15 protein-coding genes and 1 tRNA gene are annotated in these 16,325 nt (G+C 69.1%); 9 read left to right on the plus strand and 7 right to left on the minus strand.

What is annotated here, in order from left to right; genetic code table 11:
• Window positions 1-118 precede the first annotated feature (118 nt).
• From AC0L6F_RS15215 to AC0L6F_RS15240, 6 genes are all read right to left on the minus strand, one after another.
• Entirely contained in the window at window positions 119-874 is a 756-nt protein-coding gene (locus tag AC0L6F_RS15215) for an HAD-IIB family hydrolase (protein WP_473538525.1), read from the minus strand.
• A gap of 50 nt (window positions 875-924) precedes the next feature.
• A tRNA-Pro gene (locus tag AC0L6F_RS15220) sits at window positions 925-998 on the minus strand.
• Window positions 999-1,061: 63 nt separating this feature from the next.
• Window positions 1,062-3,428, minus strand: a complete 2,367-nt coding sequence (locus AC0L6F_RS15225) for a transglycosylase domain-containing protein (RefSeq protein WP_473538526.1) — start codon at window positions 3,426-3,428, stop codon at window positions 1,062-1,064.
• A gap of 81 nt (window positions 3,429-3,509) precedes the next feature.
• A complete protein-coding gene (locus AC0L6F_RS15230; protein WP_274637400.1) occupies window positions 3,510-4,157 on the minus strand; it encodes a pentapeptide repeat-containing protein in 648 nt (215 codons plus the stop codon).
• Window positions 4,158-4,191: 34 nt separating this feature from the next.
• Window positions 4,192-5,124, minus strand: coding sequence for a metallophosphoesterase (locus AC0L6F_RS15235; protein ID WP_274637401.1), 933 nt, complete (start codon window positions 5,122-5,124; stop codon window positions 4,192-4,194).
• On the minus strand, window positions 5,121-7,754 hold the full coding sequence (locus AC0L6F_RS15240; RefSeq protein WP_274637402.1) for a transglycosylase domain-containing protein: 2,634 nt from the start codon (window positions 7,752-7,754) through the stop codon (window positions 5,121-5,123). Before AC0L6F_RS15240 ends, AC0L6F_RS15235 begins: the two co-directional genes overlap by 4 nt.
• Before the next feature lie 97 nt (window positions 7,755-7,851).
• On the opposite strand from AC0L6F_RS15240, the gene AC0L6F_RS15245 reads away from it, so the two are divergent.
• The 3 genes from AC0L6F_RS15245 to AC0L6F_RS15255 all read left to right on the plus strand — a co-directional run bounded on the left by AC0L6F_RS15245 (window position 7,852) and on the right by AC0L6F_RS15255 (window position 8,991).
• The gene (locus AC0L6F_RS15245) at window positions 7,852-8,067 is read left to right on the plus strand and encodes a DUF4177 domain-containing protein (protein ID WP_259611517.1); all 216 of its coding nucleotides are present in this window, start codon (window positions 7,852-7,854) and stop codon (window positions 8,065-8,067) included.
• 1 nt (window position 8,068) lies between these two features.
• Entirely contained in the window at window positions 8,069-8,530 is a 462-nt protein-coding gene (locus tag AC0L6F_RS15250) for a RidA family protein (RefSeq protein ID WP_274637403.1), read from the plus strand.
• Window positions 8,531-8,688: 158 nt separating this feature from the next.
• The gene (locus AC0L6F_RS15255; RefSeq protein ID WP_274637404.1) at window positions 8,689-8,991 is read left to right on the plus strand and encodes a GIY-YIG nuclease family protein; all 303 of its coding nucleotides are present in this window, start codon (window positions 8,689-8,691) and stop codon (window positions 8,989-8,991) included.
• Window positions 8,992-9,258: 267 nt separating this feature from the next.
• Here the strand turns inward: AC0L6F_RS15255 and acs are convergent, their stop codons facing one another.
• Window positions 9,259-11,226: an acetate--CoA ligase gene (acs, locus tag AC0L6F_RS15260; RefSeq protein WP_473538528.1), complete on the minus strand. Its 1,968-nt coding sequence runs from the start codon at window positions 11,224-11,226 to the stop codon at window positions 9,259-9,261.
• A 1,024-nt stretch (window positions 11,227-12,250) separates the two neighbouring features.
• Here acs and AC0L6F_RS15265 point away from each other — a divergent pair.
• From AC0L6F_RS15265 to AC0L6F_RS15290, 6 genes are all read left to right on the plus strand, one after another.
• Window positions 12,251-12,655: a hypothetical protein gene (locus AC0L6F_RS15265; protein ID WP_274637406.1), complete on the plus strand. Its 405-nt coding sequence runs from the start codon at window positions 12,251-12,253 to the stop codon at window positions 12,653-12,655.
• A gap of 811 nt (window positions 12,656-13,466) precedes the next feature.
• Window positions 13,467-14,486 (plus strand): TadA family conjugal transfer-associated ATPase, encoded by a 1,020-nt coding sequence (locus tag AC0L6F_RS15270; RefSeq protein WP_473538529.1) that lies wholly within the window; start codon window positions 13,467-13,469, stop codon window positions 14,484-14,486.
• Between the two features lie 2 nt (window positions 14,487-14,488).
• Window positions 14,489-15,373, plus strand: a complete 885-nt coding sequence (locus AC0L6F_RS15275) for a type II secretion system F family protein (RefSeq protein ID WP_473538530.1) — start codon at window positions 14,489-14,491, stop codon at window positions 15,371-15,373.
• 56 nt (window positions 15,374-15,429) lie between these two features.
• The gene (locus AC0L6F_RS15280) at window positions 15,430-15,645 is read left to right on the plus strand and encodes a DUF4244 domain-containing protein (protein WP_473538531.1); all 216 of its coding nucleotides are present in this window, start codon (window positions 15,430-15,432) and stop codon (window positions 15,643-15,645) included.
• Window positions 15,642-15,980, plus strand: coding sequence for a TadE family type IV pilus minor pilin (locus tag AC0L6F_RS15285; protein ID WP_274637410.1), 339 nt, complete (start codon window positions 15,642-15,644; stop codon window positions 15,978-15,980). The genes AC0L6F_RS15280 and AC0L6F_RS15285 overlap by 4 nt, the downstream gene beginning before the upstream one ends.
• Window positions 15,981-15,987: 7 nt before the next feature.
• A complete protein-coding gene (locus tag AC0L6F_RS15290; RefSeq protein WP_473538532.1) occupies window positions 15,988-16,320 on the plus strand; it encodes an Rv3654c family TadE-like protein in 333 nt (110 codons plus the stop codon).
• Window positions 16,321-16,325: the final 5 nt, after the last annotated feature.

The following is a 16,325-nucleotide window of genomic DNA, read 5'->3' on the forward strand; positions in this document are numbered from 1 at the left end:
CGGACCGCCGGCATCGGCGGGTGGATGCCGCAGCCCGGTCGCGCTTTGCATGTCCGGTCGACGCAGATGGTCGTGATCGGCTGCGGAAGATGACCGTTCGCGTCGACCGAACCGCGGCCTACAGGGTCGGAATGAGCCGATCGAGGAAGGCGGCGGTGTCCTCCCACCCGGTGACGGCCTGGCAGGCCACGCCGAGTGCGAGCACCGGGTAGTCGTTGCCGTCCGGGTCGAGCCGGTCGCCGACGAACAGCATGTCGTCGAGCGGGATGCCGGTCTGCTCGGCCAGCTGCTGCATGCCGTAGGCCTTGTCGATGCCGCGGTGGGTGATGTCGACGCTGGTCGAGCCGCCCGAGCGCACCTCGAGATCCGGCAGCCGTGAGGCCACCGCCGCCCGCAGCGTGTTCTTCTTCTCGCCGGTCGGGTCCCAGACCGACTTGGCATGCAGCGGCGCCTGCTGTCCGAGAGCGGAGAACGTGATCTGCGAGCCCCGATCCTCCAGGATCGGGCCCCAGGGCTCGGCCTCCCAGTATCCGAGCCGGCGGGCTTCGTCCTCGATGGCGCCCAGCGCGCGGGACTTCTCGTCGTCGGTGAGCGCGTGTGCGTACACGGTGCGCACCCCGTCCGCGGTCAGCCGGTAGTACTGCGTGCCGCAGGTGGGCAGCAGGTGGATGCGGTCGCGCACGGCGGGTGCGGCATCCGGCAGCCGGTCCACCACCTGGGTGGTGAACTGCGCGAGCTGTCCGCCGGAGATGATCGCGACCTGCACGCGCTCGGCCAGCGCGATCAGCAGTGCGCCGATGCGCGGGTCGATCGCCGCCTTGGACGGCGCCAGCGTGTCGTCGAGATCGAAGGCGATCAGGCGGGGGCTCGGCATGCAGGGTCCTCTCTACAGCAAAGGCTCCACCGCAGTGGAGCCTTTGATTGTCGGGGTGACAGGATTTGAACCTGCGGCCTCTTCGTCCCGAACGAAGCGCGCTACCAAGCTGCGCCACACCCCGTGGCAACCGTTCGAGTCTACCCGATCGCCGGGGGTGGTCCGAACCGCACAGATGCCGAACCCGTCAGTGCCCGTGTCGAGGCGGCTTGGTGGGGGCCGGTGGCGGCGACGGCTTCGTCGTCGGCGCCGGTGGCGGCGACGGCCTGCTGGTCGGCCCCGGCGAGGAGTGCTCTCCGGTGCCGCCACCCTTGTCGCCCTTGTGCTTCTTGGCGGTGTGCCCCCAGTTCGGGTAGTGGCCGGAGAACACGATCAGCTTCGCCTCGGGATCGGGCAGCGGCCCGCCCGGATAGTACTTGTCGGCGGCGCGCTGGATCCGCTCCGACATGGGGTAGCGGATCTCGGCGAGGTCGGTGCCCCGGTAATACCAGGTGTACATGTCGAGGTCCGGATCCCCGTGATTGTCGGTGATCCCCGACCACACCAGCGAGGTCATCGCCGAACTCGACGTGATCAGCCAGGTCTGCTCACCGTTGTGCGTGCCGGTCTTGCCGAACAGCGGCGTGCCATCGTTCGGGTTCGCGACCGCGGCCGTCCCGCCCGGGCGCAGCACACCCTGCAGGGCGTATTCCGCCGTGGCGGCGATGCCGGGGTCGATCGCCTGGGCGCAGGTGCGCTGGGGCACCGGGCGATCCTTGCCGTCGGCATCCATCACCCGCGCGATGACGCGCGGCTGGCAGAACTTCCCGTGGTTGGCGATGGCCGCATACGCGCCGGCCATCGCGATCGGCGAGACCGAGTTGGACCCGAGCACCGAGAAGAGGTCGGTCATCTGCACCGGGCCGTGGCCGTTGGCCAGCGTCACGCCGAGCTTCGTGGCATCCTTCATCACGGTGCACAGGTCGAGCTTGGCGGCCATCGCGAGGTAGCCCGAGTTCAGCGACTGGGCGGTGAACTGCATCGGCGTGCCGTAGTAGCCGGCCTCGTGCCGGAAGTTCTGGATGATCGTGTCGTGCGTGTTCGTCCAGTCGCCCTGGCACGAGTTCGTGATGTGCGGGATGACCCGGACGTTGCCGTTCACGACCTCGTTGACGGAATGGCCGGCCTGCAGCCACGCGAGCAGGGTGAACAGCTTGAACGACGAGCCGGCCTCGAACCCGTTCGCACCCTGCATGCTGTTTCCGGCATATACGACGCTGGTCTGTCCGGAGTCGGGGGACGAGGATGTCGTGCTGTAGTGCGTGTTCTGCGCGATGGAGAGGATGTCGCCGGTCTTCGGCTGGATGTTCACGACCGTCGAGCCGTAGCCGTAGTCGGGCCATTTCGAGGGCGCGTATTTCGCGACTGTGTCCTGGGCGACCTTCTGCAGGCGCGGGTCGAGGGTCGTGTAGACCTTGAGGCCGCCCTGGCGCAGCGCCTGCTCGCGGTCCGGCGCCGTCTTGCCGAACGCCGGATCGCTTCTGATGATCGAGGTCACGTACTGGCAGAAGTACTGCACGCTCGTGCTCGCGCATCCGGTGGTGGGTGCGGTGATCTTCGGTCTGATCGGCGCCCTCATCGCGGCCCCGTACTGTGCATCGGTGATCTTGCCTCCCGCCTTCATCCGGCCCAGCACATACTCCTGCCGCTGCTTGGTGAGGGCGTAGTGGTTGGCGTCGCCGTTGGCGGGGTCCTTCGGGTGGTCGATGCGGTAGGTGTTCGGGTTCTGGACCATGCCCGCCAGGGTGGCCGCCTGGCCGAGATCAAGTCTGCTGGCATGCACGCCGAAGTAGTACTCGGATGCCGCCTCGATGCCGTACGTCACTCCGCCGAAGTTCGCGATGTTCAGATAGGCGAGCAGGATCTGGTCCTTTGAGTACTTCTGCGAAAGGGATATCGCGTACCGCATCTCCTGCAGCTTGCGGGCGTAGCCCTCGGGGCCGTTGTCGTTGGTGGCCTCGTTGTAGCAGGCCTGGATCGCGGCGTCCTTCTTGGCCTGCGTCAGACTCTGGTCGTCGACCGAGCCGTAGCAGTCCTGCACGAGGACGTTCTTGACATACTGCTGGCTGATCGAGGATCCACCCTGGACGTTGCTGTCGCCCTGGAGGTTGGAGAGCACAGCGCGGGTGGTGCCGAGCAGGTCGATGCCGCCCTCGTCGTAGAACCGCGGGTCCTCGCTGGAGAGGATCGCGTCGTACATCACCGGTGCGATCTGGTTCCAGGTGACCGGGACGCGGTTCTGGTCGTAGAACCGCGTGAGCACCTGTTCGCGGCCGGTGGCCGGGTTCTTCGCGTAGATGGTGGTGGGCAGCTGCAGCGGGTCGATCTGCAGCTCGCTGGGGAGGCTGTCGAACGTGTTGATCGCGGTCGTGGCCGCGGCGCTCGCCGTCGCGACGGCTGGTGTCACGGCAGCCGTGATCAGCACCCCGGCGATGCCGCTGAGTGCGACGAGCCCGATCAGCCCGCCGACGACCCCGAGTGGGTGCCTTCCATTCCACTTCGCTGCGTTGGGCACGTTCGCGACGTTATGCCCGGAGCCTGGAAATCGGGTGGATGTCGGGTGGAGCGGGGATGGGCGGACAGGGTCGGGTTCGGGTCAGAGCACGGTCAGTCCGAGCTGCTCCGCGAAGAACGGCGCGAGCTGCTGCAGCTGCGTCTCGTCGATGACGGCGCCCTTCAGCCCCTCGATGCCCACGATCCGCGAGAGCTCGAGGCCGCGCAGATCGACGTGCGCGAGTGTGGCGCCGGGCACCTCGAGCGTTCCGAGCCGGCTTCCGGCGAAGCTGACGCGAGTGGCCTTCGCCGATGTCAGGTCCAGCTCGTCGATCTGGCAGTCGTCGAAGACGACGTCGGTCAGCGCACTGCCGCGCAGGTTGACGTATCCGAGCTTGCATCCGGTGAGCCGGATGCCGCTCCAGCCGCTGCCGTAGGTCTCGAACGAGCCGATGCGCGAGTGGCTGATGTCCACGTCGCGCAGGGTCGCCGAGACGGCCGACATCGTGGCGCCGTCGGCCGAGTCGATCGTGCAGTCCACCATCCGGATGCCGCGACTCCTCAACCCGCCGAGGGCGAGCCCGTCGAACGCGCACTCGGTGAACGTCAGGTCGGGCAGATCGCGGTCGGCAAGCGATGCCCCGATGAACCGCACCCCGTCGAAGGCGTCGCCGGGAAGGACGTCCGCGAGGTCGCCGTCCTCGAGATCGGTCAGGCGGGGCGGCTGGAATCGCGGGGCGTGCACAGGCATGCGGTCACCCTATCCCGGGGCGCGGCTCGCGCCGCTACCGCGGCAGCAGGGTGATGAGGGACGCCTCGGGGCGGCAGGCGAACCGCACGGGCGCGTAGATCGAGTGGCCGATGCCGGCGCTGACGTTCAACGGCACGGTACGGCCGCCGTGGGTCCAGCTGCTCAGTCCGCGGGCCTGATCCAGTGGGATGTCGCAGTTCGCGACGAGCGCCTTCGGCGAGAACGGGATGCGCACCTGGCCGCCGTGCGTGTGCCCGGCGAACAGCGCCTCGGCGCCCAGTTCGACGAAGCGGTCGAGCACGCGGCGGTACGGTGCGTGGGTGACGCCCCAGGTCAGGTCGGCGCCGGTCCCGAGCGCCGCCATCGCATCCGGCAGTGCGTCGAGATCGTCCCAGTCCCGGTGCGCGTCGTTGACGCCGAATGCGTCGATGCGCAGCCCGTTCACCGCGATCGATGCAGCGGCGTTGTTGATGCCCGTCCAGCCGAGTTCGTCCGACAGGAAGGCATCCAGGGCCGTGACATCCACCGGCTCCGCCTCGATGACGTGGCGCGACGGCCCGGAGAAGTACTTGAACGGGTTGCGCGGCGACGGTGCGACGTGATCGTTCGATCCGTGCACGAACAGGCCCGGGATGCCGCGGAACGGCGCGAATGCATCACGGATGCCCGCGAGCCCGTCGATGTGGCCGATGTTGTCGCCGGTGTTCACGATCACGTCCGGCCGCAGCGCGGCCAGCGACGCGATCCATCGCTGCTTGCGGTGCTGCCAGGGCGCCATGTGCGCGTCCGACAGGTGCAGCACGCGGATCGGCGCGGCGCCGGGCGGCAGCATCCGCAGCACGTGGCGGCGCACCGTGAACAGATAGCGTTCGATGCCGATGCCCCAGACCGCGGCGCCGACGCCGACCGCCCCCACCGTGCCGAGCACGGTGAGGGCGGTGCGCGCGGGGGAGTCGGCGCGGGTCAACCGCGGCCTTCGCCCTTGCCCGGCTTGTCCGGCTTGCCGCCGCCGCAGTCCGGCGCCTTATACGTGACCGTCACCTTGGTGTTCGGCCCGGTGACCGTATCGGCCGCCGGATCGGTCCCCGTCACGGTGCCGTCGCCGGCGTCGTCCTTCTGACACTGGGTGTCGACGTTGCCGAAGCCGGCGCCGCGGATCATCGCGACCGCCTCTTCCGGCGACCGCCCGGTCACGTCGGGCACCGCGATGCCCTTGCCGTTGCTGGGGCTGATCGTCACGTTCGTGCCGCCGGCGACCTTGCCCGCGCCGGGGCTCTGCTCGGCGATCTGGCCCTTCGGCTGATCGGAGTCGACCTCGTCGCCGACGGTCACCGAGAATCCGGCACTCTCGAGCTTCTTCGTCGCGTCATCCACCGACATGCCCACCACACTCGGCAGGGTCACCAGCACCTGGCGGGTCAGGTTCGAATCGGGGTCGGGGAACTTCCCACCGGGATAGATCCCGTCGATCGCCCCCTGGATGGAGCGTGCCAGCCGGTACCGGATGCTGGAGAGCTGCCAGCCGTCGTAGTAGTGGTGGAACAGGTCGGGGTCGTCTCCTGAAGGAGTTTCGGTGTCGACCGTTCCCACCAGGTTCGCGGTGGCGACCTTGGTGTTCGCCGTGATCAGCCACGTCTGGTAGGTCTCGTGCGTGCCGGTCTTGCCGATCAGCTGCGTACCGTCGTTCGGGTTGCCGAACGCACCGGATCCGTTACCCGTCATCACGCCCTGCAGGGCGTACGCGGCGGTGGCGGCGACCTTCTCGTCGAGCACCCGGGTGCACGTCCGCTTGGGCAGCTCGAGTTCCTTGCCGGTGGAATCGACGATCTTGTCGATCACGCGCGGCTGGCAGAACACGCCCTTGTTGGCGATCGCCGCATAGGCCCCGGCCATCGCCATGGGCGAGACCTTGTCCACGCCGATGATCTCGGAGGGGTTCGGAGCCTTGGTCGCGAGGGGAAGCACGCTGCCGTTGGGGTCGGTCACGCCGAGCCGCTTGGCGACATTCCCGATGTCGCACAGGTCGAGCTGAGAGGCCATGCCGGTGAATCCGGAGTTCAGCGACTGGGCGGTGAAGCGCTTCGGAGTGCCGAAGTAGCCGCGCACCTTGTCGTAGTTGCGGACGTTGTAAGGGGTACCGGTGAGCGCCCCGCCGTCGACGCAGCTGGAGGGCCATGTGCTGATGGTGCGATTCGTGCCGTTGACGATCTGGTTGAGGGACTTGCCCTGCTCGAGCCAGTCCACGAGCGTGAACAGCTTGAACGTCGATCCGGCCTGGAAGCCTCCCGACCCCCCGAACTGCTTGTCGCCGGCGTACACCAGCGATGTCTTGCCCGGCTCGGTCTCACCGGCGGCCTTGTAGGCGGTGTTCTGCGCGATGGCCAGCACCCGGCCGGTCTTGGCCTCGACGCTCACCGAGGTCGACCCGAAGTTCATGCCCTTCACCGAGTTGGGCACGTACTCGTCCTGCGCCTTGTTCGCCACCTTCTGCACGCGCGGGTCGAGCGTGGTGTAGATCTTCAGCCCACCCTTCTGCAGCAGCTCCTGGCCGTTCTCCTTGAACGCCGGATCGTTCTTGATGACGGACGTGACGTACTGGCAGAAGTACGGCGCGATCTTGTTCGAGCCGTTGCACCCGGTCCGCACGTCGGTGATCTTCGGGACGATCTTGGCCTTGTACGCCTCGTCATGCTGCTTCTGGGTGATCTTGCCGTCCTTGAGCATCCGGTCCAGGACGTAGGTCTGCCGCTTCTTGGTCAGCGAGTAGCCGTCGGCCTTGCTGTTGACGGCCTCGCCCTTGCTGTTGGTGGTCGTGCCCTTCGGCAGATCGATGCGGTACGTGTTCGGGTTCTGCACCATTCCGGCCAGCGTGGCCGCCTGTGCGACCGAGAGCTTGCTCGCGTGCACCCCGAAGTAGCGCACCGCGGCGGCCTCGATGCCATAGGTCACGCCGCCGAAGTTCGCGATGTTCAGGTATCCGAGCAGGATGTCGTTCTTGGAGTACCGCTGCTCGAGTGCGATCGCGTACCGCATCTCCTGCAGCTTGCGCTGATAGCCGTCGGGACCCTCGGAGTCGGTCGCGCGCACGTAGCACTCCCGCACTTCCTTGTCGGTCTTCGCGTCCCAGTAGCACTTCTGCACGAGCACGTTCTTCACGTACTGCTGGCTGATCGAAGAGCCGCCCTGCGTCTGGCCGGCCCCCTGTGCGTTGGACAGCAGGGCACGCGTCGTGCCGACCAGGTCGATGCCGCCGTGCTCGTAGAAGCGCGGGTCCTCGCTGGACAGCAGCGCGTCGTACATGACCGGGGCGACCTCGGTGAATTTCACCGGGTCGCGGTTCTGGTCGTAGTACGTCGCCAGGGTGACGTCCTTGCCCTTGTCCTTGTAGACCAGGGTGGTGGGAAGGCTGAGCTTGTCGATGGTCAGCACGCTCGGCAGGTTGTTGAACATGTCGATCGCGCTGGTGGCTGCGGCGCTGGTGACGGCGACGGCAGGGGTGACCGTCGCGGTGATGAGGAGTCCGGCGACTGCGCTCAGGCCGACCAGGCCGAGCAGCCCGCCGGCCACGCCAGCAGCCGTGCGTTTCGAGTGGGGCATAGGCTTGATCGTAAAGGAGATTGCTGGGCGAAGCCTCCAGGGGGCGGCTGAGAACCTGCCGTGACGCCCGTGCCGGATTCGAAGGAGCCAGAGCCCGATGACCACCTGGGAATACCTCACCACGCCGCTGGTGATCCACAACACCGCGGCCATCCTCAACAACTGGGGCAAGCAGGGCTGGGAGCTCGTGCAGGTCGTCCAGGGCCCCGAAGGCGGCCTCGTCGCCTACTTCAAGCGCCCGCTCGGGGGCGGCACAGCCAACGCGGGGCTGGATGCCGCGGCCGAGGCATCCGTCCAGTTCGAAGGGCGCTGAGATGAGCGTCTCGCAGACTCTCCAGGACCTCGGCATCGCCCTGCCGGACGTCGTCCCACCGGTCGCCGCCTACATTCCGGCGATCGTCCACGGCGACCTCGTGTACACCTCCGGCCAGCTGCCCATGTCGGGCGGCGCGCTGCCGGCGACCGGCAAGGTCGGCGGCGCGGTCACGGCAGAGGATGCGAAGGGCTACGCCCGCCAGTCCGCGCTGAACGCCATCGCCGCCGCAGCTGCGGCCGTCGGCGGCGTGGACCGGCTTACCGGGGTCGTCAAGGTCACCGGGTTCGTGGCATCCACACCCGACTTCACCGGGCAGCCGGGAGTCATCAACGGCGCGAGCGAGCTCCTCGGCGAGGTGTTCGGCGAGGCGGGACGGCACGCGCGCTCGGCGGTCGCAGCCCCCGTGCTCCCGCTGGACAGTCCGGTCGAGGTCGAGGTCATCTTCTCCGTCGCCCCCTGAGTCCTCCCACCAGGTCCCTGAGCGAGGAGCGCAGCGACGAGACGAAGGGCCGGTGGCCCTGCGATCGCCCGGGACCCGGCCCTTCGTCTCGCTGCGCTCGCTCAGGGACCTGTGGACAACTCTCACCGCCGATGGGACTCGCGATCTACCGTCGAGTCATGCCCGCGGTCTACATCCTTCGCTGCGCCGACGGCTCGTACTACACGGGAAGCACTACGAACCTCGAGTTGCGAATTGCAGAGCACCAGTCGGGTGTCGGTGCGAACCACACTCGAAAGCACAGGCCGGTGGAACTCGTCTGGCACTGCGACTTCGATCACGTCGACGCAGCGTACTTGTGGGAGAGGCGCATCCACGGCTGGACCCGGGCGAAGAAGGAGCTCTTGATCGACGGTCGGTACGACGAACTCCCCGGCTGGAGCGTACGGCATCGATGGCACGAGCTCCCACCAGGTCCCTGAGCGAGGAGCGCAGCGACGAGACGAAGGGCCGGTGGCGCCCTTTCCAGGTCCCTGAGCGAGGAGCGCAGCGACGAGACGAAGGGCCGGTGGCCCCCGCGATCGCCCGGGCCTGGCCCTTCGTCTCGCTGCGCTCGCTCAGGGATCTGTGGGTTCTGGCCCTTCGTCTCGCTGCGCTCGCTCAGGGATTTGTGGGCCCGGCCCTTCGTCTCGCTGCGCTCGCTCAGGGACCTATGGGTCCCGGCCGTCCGCCCATCGTGCGGATCCCACCTATCTCACCTGTGCGGAGATGATGCTCATCACGGCGGTGTCGGCGAGGGTCGTGGTGTCGCCGACCTCGCGCCCGTCGGCCACGTCGCGCAGCAGCCGGCGCATGATCTTGCCCGAACGGGTCTTGGGCAGCTCGCCGACGATGTAGATGTCGCGCGGCCGCGCGATCGGGCCGATCTGCTCGCCCACCCACCCGCGCAGCGTGCCCGCCAGCCCCTCGGGGGAGTGGGCGGACAGATAGCTCTCCTTGATGATCACGAACGCGACCACCGCCTCGCCGGTCGTGTCGTCGGTCGCACCGACCACCGCCGACTCGGCGACCGCCTCGTGCGCGACCAGCGACGACTCGATCTCAGTGGTGGACAGGCGATGGCCCGAGACGTTCATCACGTCGTCGACGCGTCCCAGCAGCCAGATGTCGCCGTCCTCGTCCTTGCGCGCGCCGTCCCCGGCGAAGTAGTAGCCCTGCGCGGCGAACTTCTCCCAGTACGTGGCCGTGAAGCGCTCGGGGTCGCCCCAGACGCCGCGCAGCATCGCCGGCCACGGCTCGGTGACCACCAGCAGGCCGCCGTTGCCGTTCTCGACCCGCTGCCCCTGCTCGTCGACGACGTCCACCGTGATCCCCGGCAGCGGCACCTGCGCCGAGCCCGGCTTGGCGGCGGTCACACCCGGCAATGGCGCGATCATCGCCGCTCCGGTCTCGGTCTGCCACCAGGTGTCGACGATCGGGACGTCGCCGCCGCCGATGATGTCGCGATACCAGATCCAGGCCTCGGGGTTGATCGGCTCGCCGACCGAACCCAGCAGCCGGATGCTGGACAGGTCGAACTGCTGCGGGATCTGCCGACCCTGCTTCATGAAGGAGCGGATGGCGGTCGGTGCGGTGTACAGGATCGACACGCCGTACTTCTGCACGATCTCCCACCAGCGCCCCGGGTGCGGCGTCTCGGGGGTTCCCTCGTACATCACCTGCGTGGCGCCCAGCGCGAGCGGTCCGTAGACCACGTAGGTGTGTCCGGTGACCCAGCCGATGTCGGCGGTGCACCAGAAGACATCCGTCTCGGGATGGATGTCCAGCGCGTACCGGTTGGTGAAGGCCGCCTGGGTGAGGTACCCGCCCGAGGTGTGGATGACGCCCTTGGGCTTGCCGGTCGTGCCGGACGTGTACAGGATGTACAGCGGGTTCTCGGCCGGGAACGGCTTCGCCTCGTGCTCGGGGGCGGCCTGCTCCATCAGGTCGTGCCACCACAGGTCGCGGCCCTCGGTCCACTCCACGTCGTTCTCGCCGCGGCGGACGACCACGACATGCTCGACGGTCTCCTGCACCCCGGCGCCGCGATCGGCCAGCGCCATGTCGACGGCGGGCTTGAGCGGCGACACCTTGCCCTTGCGGTAGCCCCCGTCGGCGGTGATCACGAGCCGAGCGGCCGCGTCATCCACCCGCGACCGGAGGCTGTCGGCCGAGAAGCCGCCGAACACGACCGAGTGGATGGCGCCCACCCGGGCGCACGCCAGCATGGCCACGACCGCCTCGGGGATCATCGGCAGATAGATCGCCACCCGGTCGCCCTGGCCGATGCCCAGCTGCTCGAGGGCGTTCGCGGCCCTCTTCACTTCGGCGGTCAGCTCAGCGTAGGTGATGCGTCGCGAGTCGCCGGGCTCGCCCTCGAACAGCAGCGCCACGCGGTCGCCGTTGCCGGCCTCGACATGTCGGTCGAGGCAGTTGTAGGCCACCGACAGCTCGCCGTCGTCGAACCACTTCGCGAACGGCGCATTCGACCAGTCGAGCACCTGGGTGAACGGCGTGTGCCAGTGCAGCAGCTCGCGGGCCTGGTCGGCCCAGAATCCCTCGCGGTCGGCGCCGGCCCGCTGATAGAGCTCCGCCGAGCCGTTCGCGGAAGCGGCGAATTCCGCGGACGGCGGGAACTCGCGGTCCTCGTCGAGGAGATGATCGATCTGGCTGCTCATGGGGGCGCTCCTTTGCGGGGTGACTGCGGGTGACGGGGTAGGGCGACATCCGGCGCCGCCCAGGCCGTCGGTCAATCTACTCCCGCCCTGATGGTGCCACTACCGCCGATAGTGGGGGTGCGCGGGGTGGGAGCGGTCTCTCGATGGCACCGCGGATGAGGAAATCGTCACTCGATATATCACGTCCCGGGTGCTGATTTGTTTGTCGTCTTCAACGAAGTTGCGTAAGCTCATCCTCGGCCGAACATTCGATTCTGGCATTGCGGCATCCCGATCACCCCCCGATTGTGGTGTTGCGCACGGCGGCATCCCATTCCCCCCATGGGATGCCGCCTCTTTTCGCCCCTGGGATGGTTGTCCGCCGGGGCCTATCGGCCAGAAAGTGTGAATGGTTCGGGCGTGTCATCCGCGTCCGGCCCACCCGGTGCGCAGCCAGAGGCATTCGGCGGCGTCGAGCCCGGTGTCGCAGAGGGCGGGGCTGTCAGGGTCGTCGACCTGCTCGGGCGCCGGTTCCCGCATGGCCCGGTGGGGTGTGGTTCTCGAGCATCGCTGACGGGGGTCGGGTGGCGGGACAGTGCGTGTAGAGCCACCATTCCAGTGTGCGTTTCTGGTGCAGTTCGGTCAGCCCCGGCGACGTTTGAGGAGGTCTCTCATGGGTGAGTTGATGCCTCCTTCGATCTTGTTCGTCGTCGAGGAGATCGCCAGCCGGTCGAGGGCTGGGTCGAGGAAGGTGAACAGGTCGGCAAGGGAGTGCGAGCGTTTGCGTACCCGGTCCGTCGGGCGGAAGAGTCAACTGATGCGCTTATCCATTCCATTGCCAAACCCACCACCGAGGGCGTAGAACGTGGGCATCCGAAAATGTGAATATGGATGAGGCGCGATGATGTACAACCGTTCTGTAGTTGCTCTCGTTGCCACAGCGGGGCTAGCCGCGGTAGCCCTCTTGGGGCCAGCGGGGCCAGCATTCGCATCAACCGCAGCTCCGCCTGCGGCACCGACGACACAGGCCCAGTGGCAGGCGGCCGTGAATGCGGGGACGGCCGTCGAGGTGCAGATGGTGGCCATCCCACATCAGAGCACGACCCCGCAAGGGGTGGCGGTCCAGCCCTACAACACGATCACCGGCAACTGCGGCACGGCCTTCCTATGGGCCAGTAACGCTCACGATCACGTCCACTTTGACGTCGGTGCCTACAACATGCCCAACGGGAACTTCTACATCAGCGCCCAGGTCGGCGACATCAATACGTCGGGTGGCGGTACGGCATACGTGCCATACAGCACCTGGGGTGTCTCTTCGTCGTGGGAAAGGCAAGGGAACCTGTATGCGGGCCGTTGGACGAACGAAGTCAGCGCTTACATCAAGTCGACCGGCGTCCTGTACGACTGCGAGAGTCTCGGGCTCGCCGAGACTGTCGTAGTTTACTGACGGCGGGGAAGTCTGCCGAGCGGGCTCGGCTGACGGAGGTGAGGATTGTGCGGCGCGTGACAAGTCACGAGACGTATGACACGGAGAAGGTGTACTGGCGCTTGCCGTTCGAACACTCCCGATCTGTCGCTCGGCGCGCGGTGTCAGCAGCGGCCGCTGCAGCCCAAGGGGAGCCAGTCCTTGACAAGGCGGGCCAAGACGCGCTTCGCGCCGAACTAGCACGGGACTTTCCCGAGCGTTCCGCGGCCGACATCACAGCCTTGCTCGCTGGCGTCGCCGGATCGGCCAACCAGATGGCTATTTTTCGTTTCGCCCAGGGGAGGCGCACTGACAGACAGGATGTCTCACGAGCCACGCTAGACGACGTGGAGGGGGCATTGGTCATCCACTTAAGCGGTGAGCCGCACGGTGAACCTGCTAAGCGGCGAGTCGCTTGGTTGCGGGCGTATGCCGACACGTACGGTGGCGCTGGGTTGTTCCAGAAGCCGTCGGCCATGACTCCGGAGGCGCTCAGCCACCTTTCGAGCGCTTCGCGCGACTATGGTCGCGTTCTGTGCGAATGGTGGGCGGAGATGGGTAACGCATGACGAGCGATTGCTCCAGTTCTGGCGAGGCGTGCCTCTCCGCGTTCCCAGGGCCACGTTCTACCCCGAAATCACGCGGCTAGCCCCACCCCATCCACACGTTTCGGCCGATGCTGTCCGCCGGCACCGCGGCGCCGGTTCCTCCCCAGCCGGGCGCGGGCGGGACGTTGTCCACGGATCCGCCGCTCGCGGACAACCGCAGCCCGGCGGATGCCTAGATTCGGGGCATGCCCGAGCCCTTCGTCGTCCGTCCTCGACCCGGCACCGCGGTGCCGGCACCGGCCGAGGCCGCGCCCCCCGGGCCGCCGCCGGCCGGCCCGCGGCATCCGGCGCTCGATCCGTTCGCGCCGTACCTGGACGACCCCGCGGTGACCGACATCTTCGTCAACGGCGCGGACGGACTGTTCATCGACCGCGGCAGCGGCGGGCAGCGCGAGCCGCGATGGCGCGCGGCCGAGGCCGATGTGCGCGATCTCGCGGTCGCGCTGATCAGCGCCGGCAACCGGCACATCGACGACGCGCATCCCTGCGTGGACGTGCGGCTGGAGGCGGGGATCCGCATCCATGCCGTGCTGCCCCCGGTGGCACGCGGCGGCACGGCGATCTCGATACGCGTGCCGCGGGCGACCGGCCTCGGCCTGGACGGTCTGGAGCGGACCGGCACCATCGACCACGACGGGCGCGGGCGGCTCGAAGAGCTCATCCGGGCGCGGGAGAACGTCCTGATCACCGGTGCCGCCGGCACCGGCAAGACCACTCTGCTGGGCGCGATGCTCTCGCGGGTGCCGCCCACCGAGCGCATCGTCACGATCGAGGACGTCGCCGAGCTGCAGATCGTCCACCCGCATCATGTGTCGCTGGAGGCGCGCCAGGCGAACCTCGAGGGCGCCGGCGGCATCGGCCTGGCCCGGCTCGTGCGCGAGGCGCTGCGGATGCGGCCGGACCGGCTCGTGGTGGGGGAGTGCCGCGGCGACGAGGTGCGCGAGCTGCTCAGCGCGCTGAACACCGGTCATGACGGCGGGGCCGGCACGGTCCATGCCAACGGTCTGGACGACGTGCCGGCGCGGCTCGAGGCGCTCGGCGCGCTCGCCGGCCTGGGCGACACGGCCCTCGCGCGCCAGGTCGCCAGCGCGATCGGCGGGGTGCTGCACCTCGAGCGCGATCCGGACGGCTCGCGCCGGGTGGCCGGGTTCGGCCGCCCGCTCGTGCGCAAGGGACGACTGGCGATGGAGGTGCGGGAATGGTGAGGATGCCGTGGCCCCGGCGTCCGACGCCGCCGGCCGGGCCGGATCCGGGCACGGTGCTGCGGCTGGCCGTGCTGCTGCAGGCCGGTGTGCTGCCGGCCGCCGCCTGGCGGCACCTCGCCGCCGTCGGCGATGCCCACGCGGCTGCGGTGGTCGCGCGGATCGAGGACGGGCAGGACATCCCGGCGGCGATCGCGGCGGCCGGCCACGACTGGCGGGATGTGGCGGCGGCGTGGAGCATCGCCCAGACCGTCGGGGCTCCGCTCGCCGACAGCCTCCGCGGGATCGCCGCGGCGCTGCAGGATGCCGCGCAGACCCGGGACGAGGTGCGCGTCGCGCTGGCCGAGCCGGCCGGCACCGCGCGCCTGATGTCCTGGCTGCCGCTGGTGGCCGTGGGGCTGGGCGCCGCCCTCGGATTCGACACGCTCCGCACGCTCGTGGCCAGTCCGGCGGGCATCGTCTGCGCGCTCGCCGGGATCGGCCTGATCGTGGCGGCACGGCGCTGGAGCGGGATGCTGGTCCGCCGCGCCGACCCCGACGACGCCGTGCCCGGCATGAGCGCGGACCTGATGGCGATCGCCCTGTCCGGCGGCGTGTCGATCGGGCGCGCCGAGCGGGTCGTGGCCGCGGCCGGCGCCGAGGCGGTCGACGTCGAGACCGCCGGCATCCTCACCCTCTCTCGCTCGGCCGGGGTGCCGGCCGCCGAACTCCTCCGCGCCGGCGCCGTCCTCGCCCGGCACCGAGCCCGCACCGACGGACGGATGCGCGCGGCCCGGCTGTCATCGCGGCTGCTCATCCCGCTCGGCGTGTGCACCCTGCCCGCCTTCCTGCTGCTCGGGGTCGCCCCGATGCTGCTCAGTGTGCTCACCTCGACGCCGCTGTCTCTGTGAGATGACCGTCGCCGTGAGAAGACGTGCCCACCCACCCATGTATAAGGAGCGAAACGATGAACCGAACGACATCCCTTCCCGCCCTGACCCGGCGTCGAGCCGCCCGGCTGTTCCCGGCCGACGCCGACGACACCGGCGCGGCCACTGCCGAATACGCGATCGCCACGATGGCGGCGGTGGCATTCGCCGGCCTGCTGGTGGTCATCATGCGCTCGGACGAGGTCCGCGGCATCCTCACCGATCTCGTCCGTCGCGCCCTGACCGTGTCATGACGATCCACCGGGACGACCGCGGATCGGTGACCGCCGAATTCGCGGTCGTCCTGCCCGCCGTCGTGCTCGTCCTCGCCCTGGGCGCGGGCGTGCTCGGCGCCTGCGGGCGACAGGTGCGGCTGCAGGATGCCGCGGCCGACGCGGCGCGCCTCGTGGCCCGCGGCGAAACCGTCGCCCGCGCGCAGTCGGTCCTTGCCGACGCGGTGGACGGCGCCACCGGCATCGTGCGCCACCGGGACGAATTCGTCTGCGTGGACGCCTCGGCGCCCGCCGGTCTGCCCGTGCCGATCGCCGCGCTGCGCGCGCAGTCGTGCGCGCTGGCCGGCGGGCTGTGAGACACCGATGGCCAGCACCGTGCTCGCGGTCGGGACCATGGGGGTCGCCGCGGTCCTGACCGTCTCGCTGGGAGCCGTCGGTGCGGCCGCCGTGCAGGCGCAGCGCGCTGCCGGAGCCGCCGACGCCGCGGCGCTCGCGGCGGCGGATGCGGCATCCGGAGCGGCCACCGGCATCCCCTGCGACCGTGCGGCGCAGCTCGCCGAGGCGGACGGCGCGGCGCTGACCGCATGCGAGGTGGACGGGCTGGTCGCCACGGTGTCGGTGCACCTCGGGTTCGGGGCGCTCTGGGCCACCGCGTCGGCCCGCGCCGGCCCGCCGGCGGTCTCGGCGCCGGGATGACGCGG

Source organism: Microbacterium sp. G2-16M, from assembly GCF_055809115.1.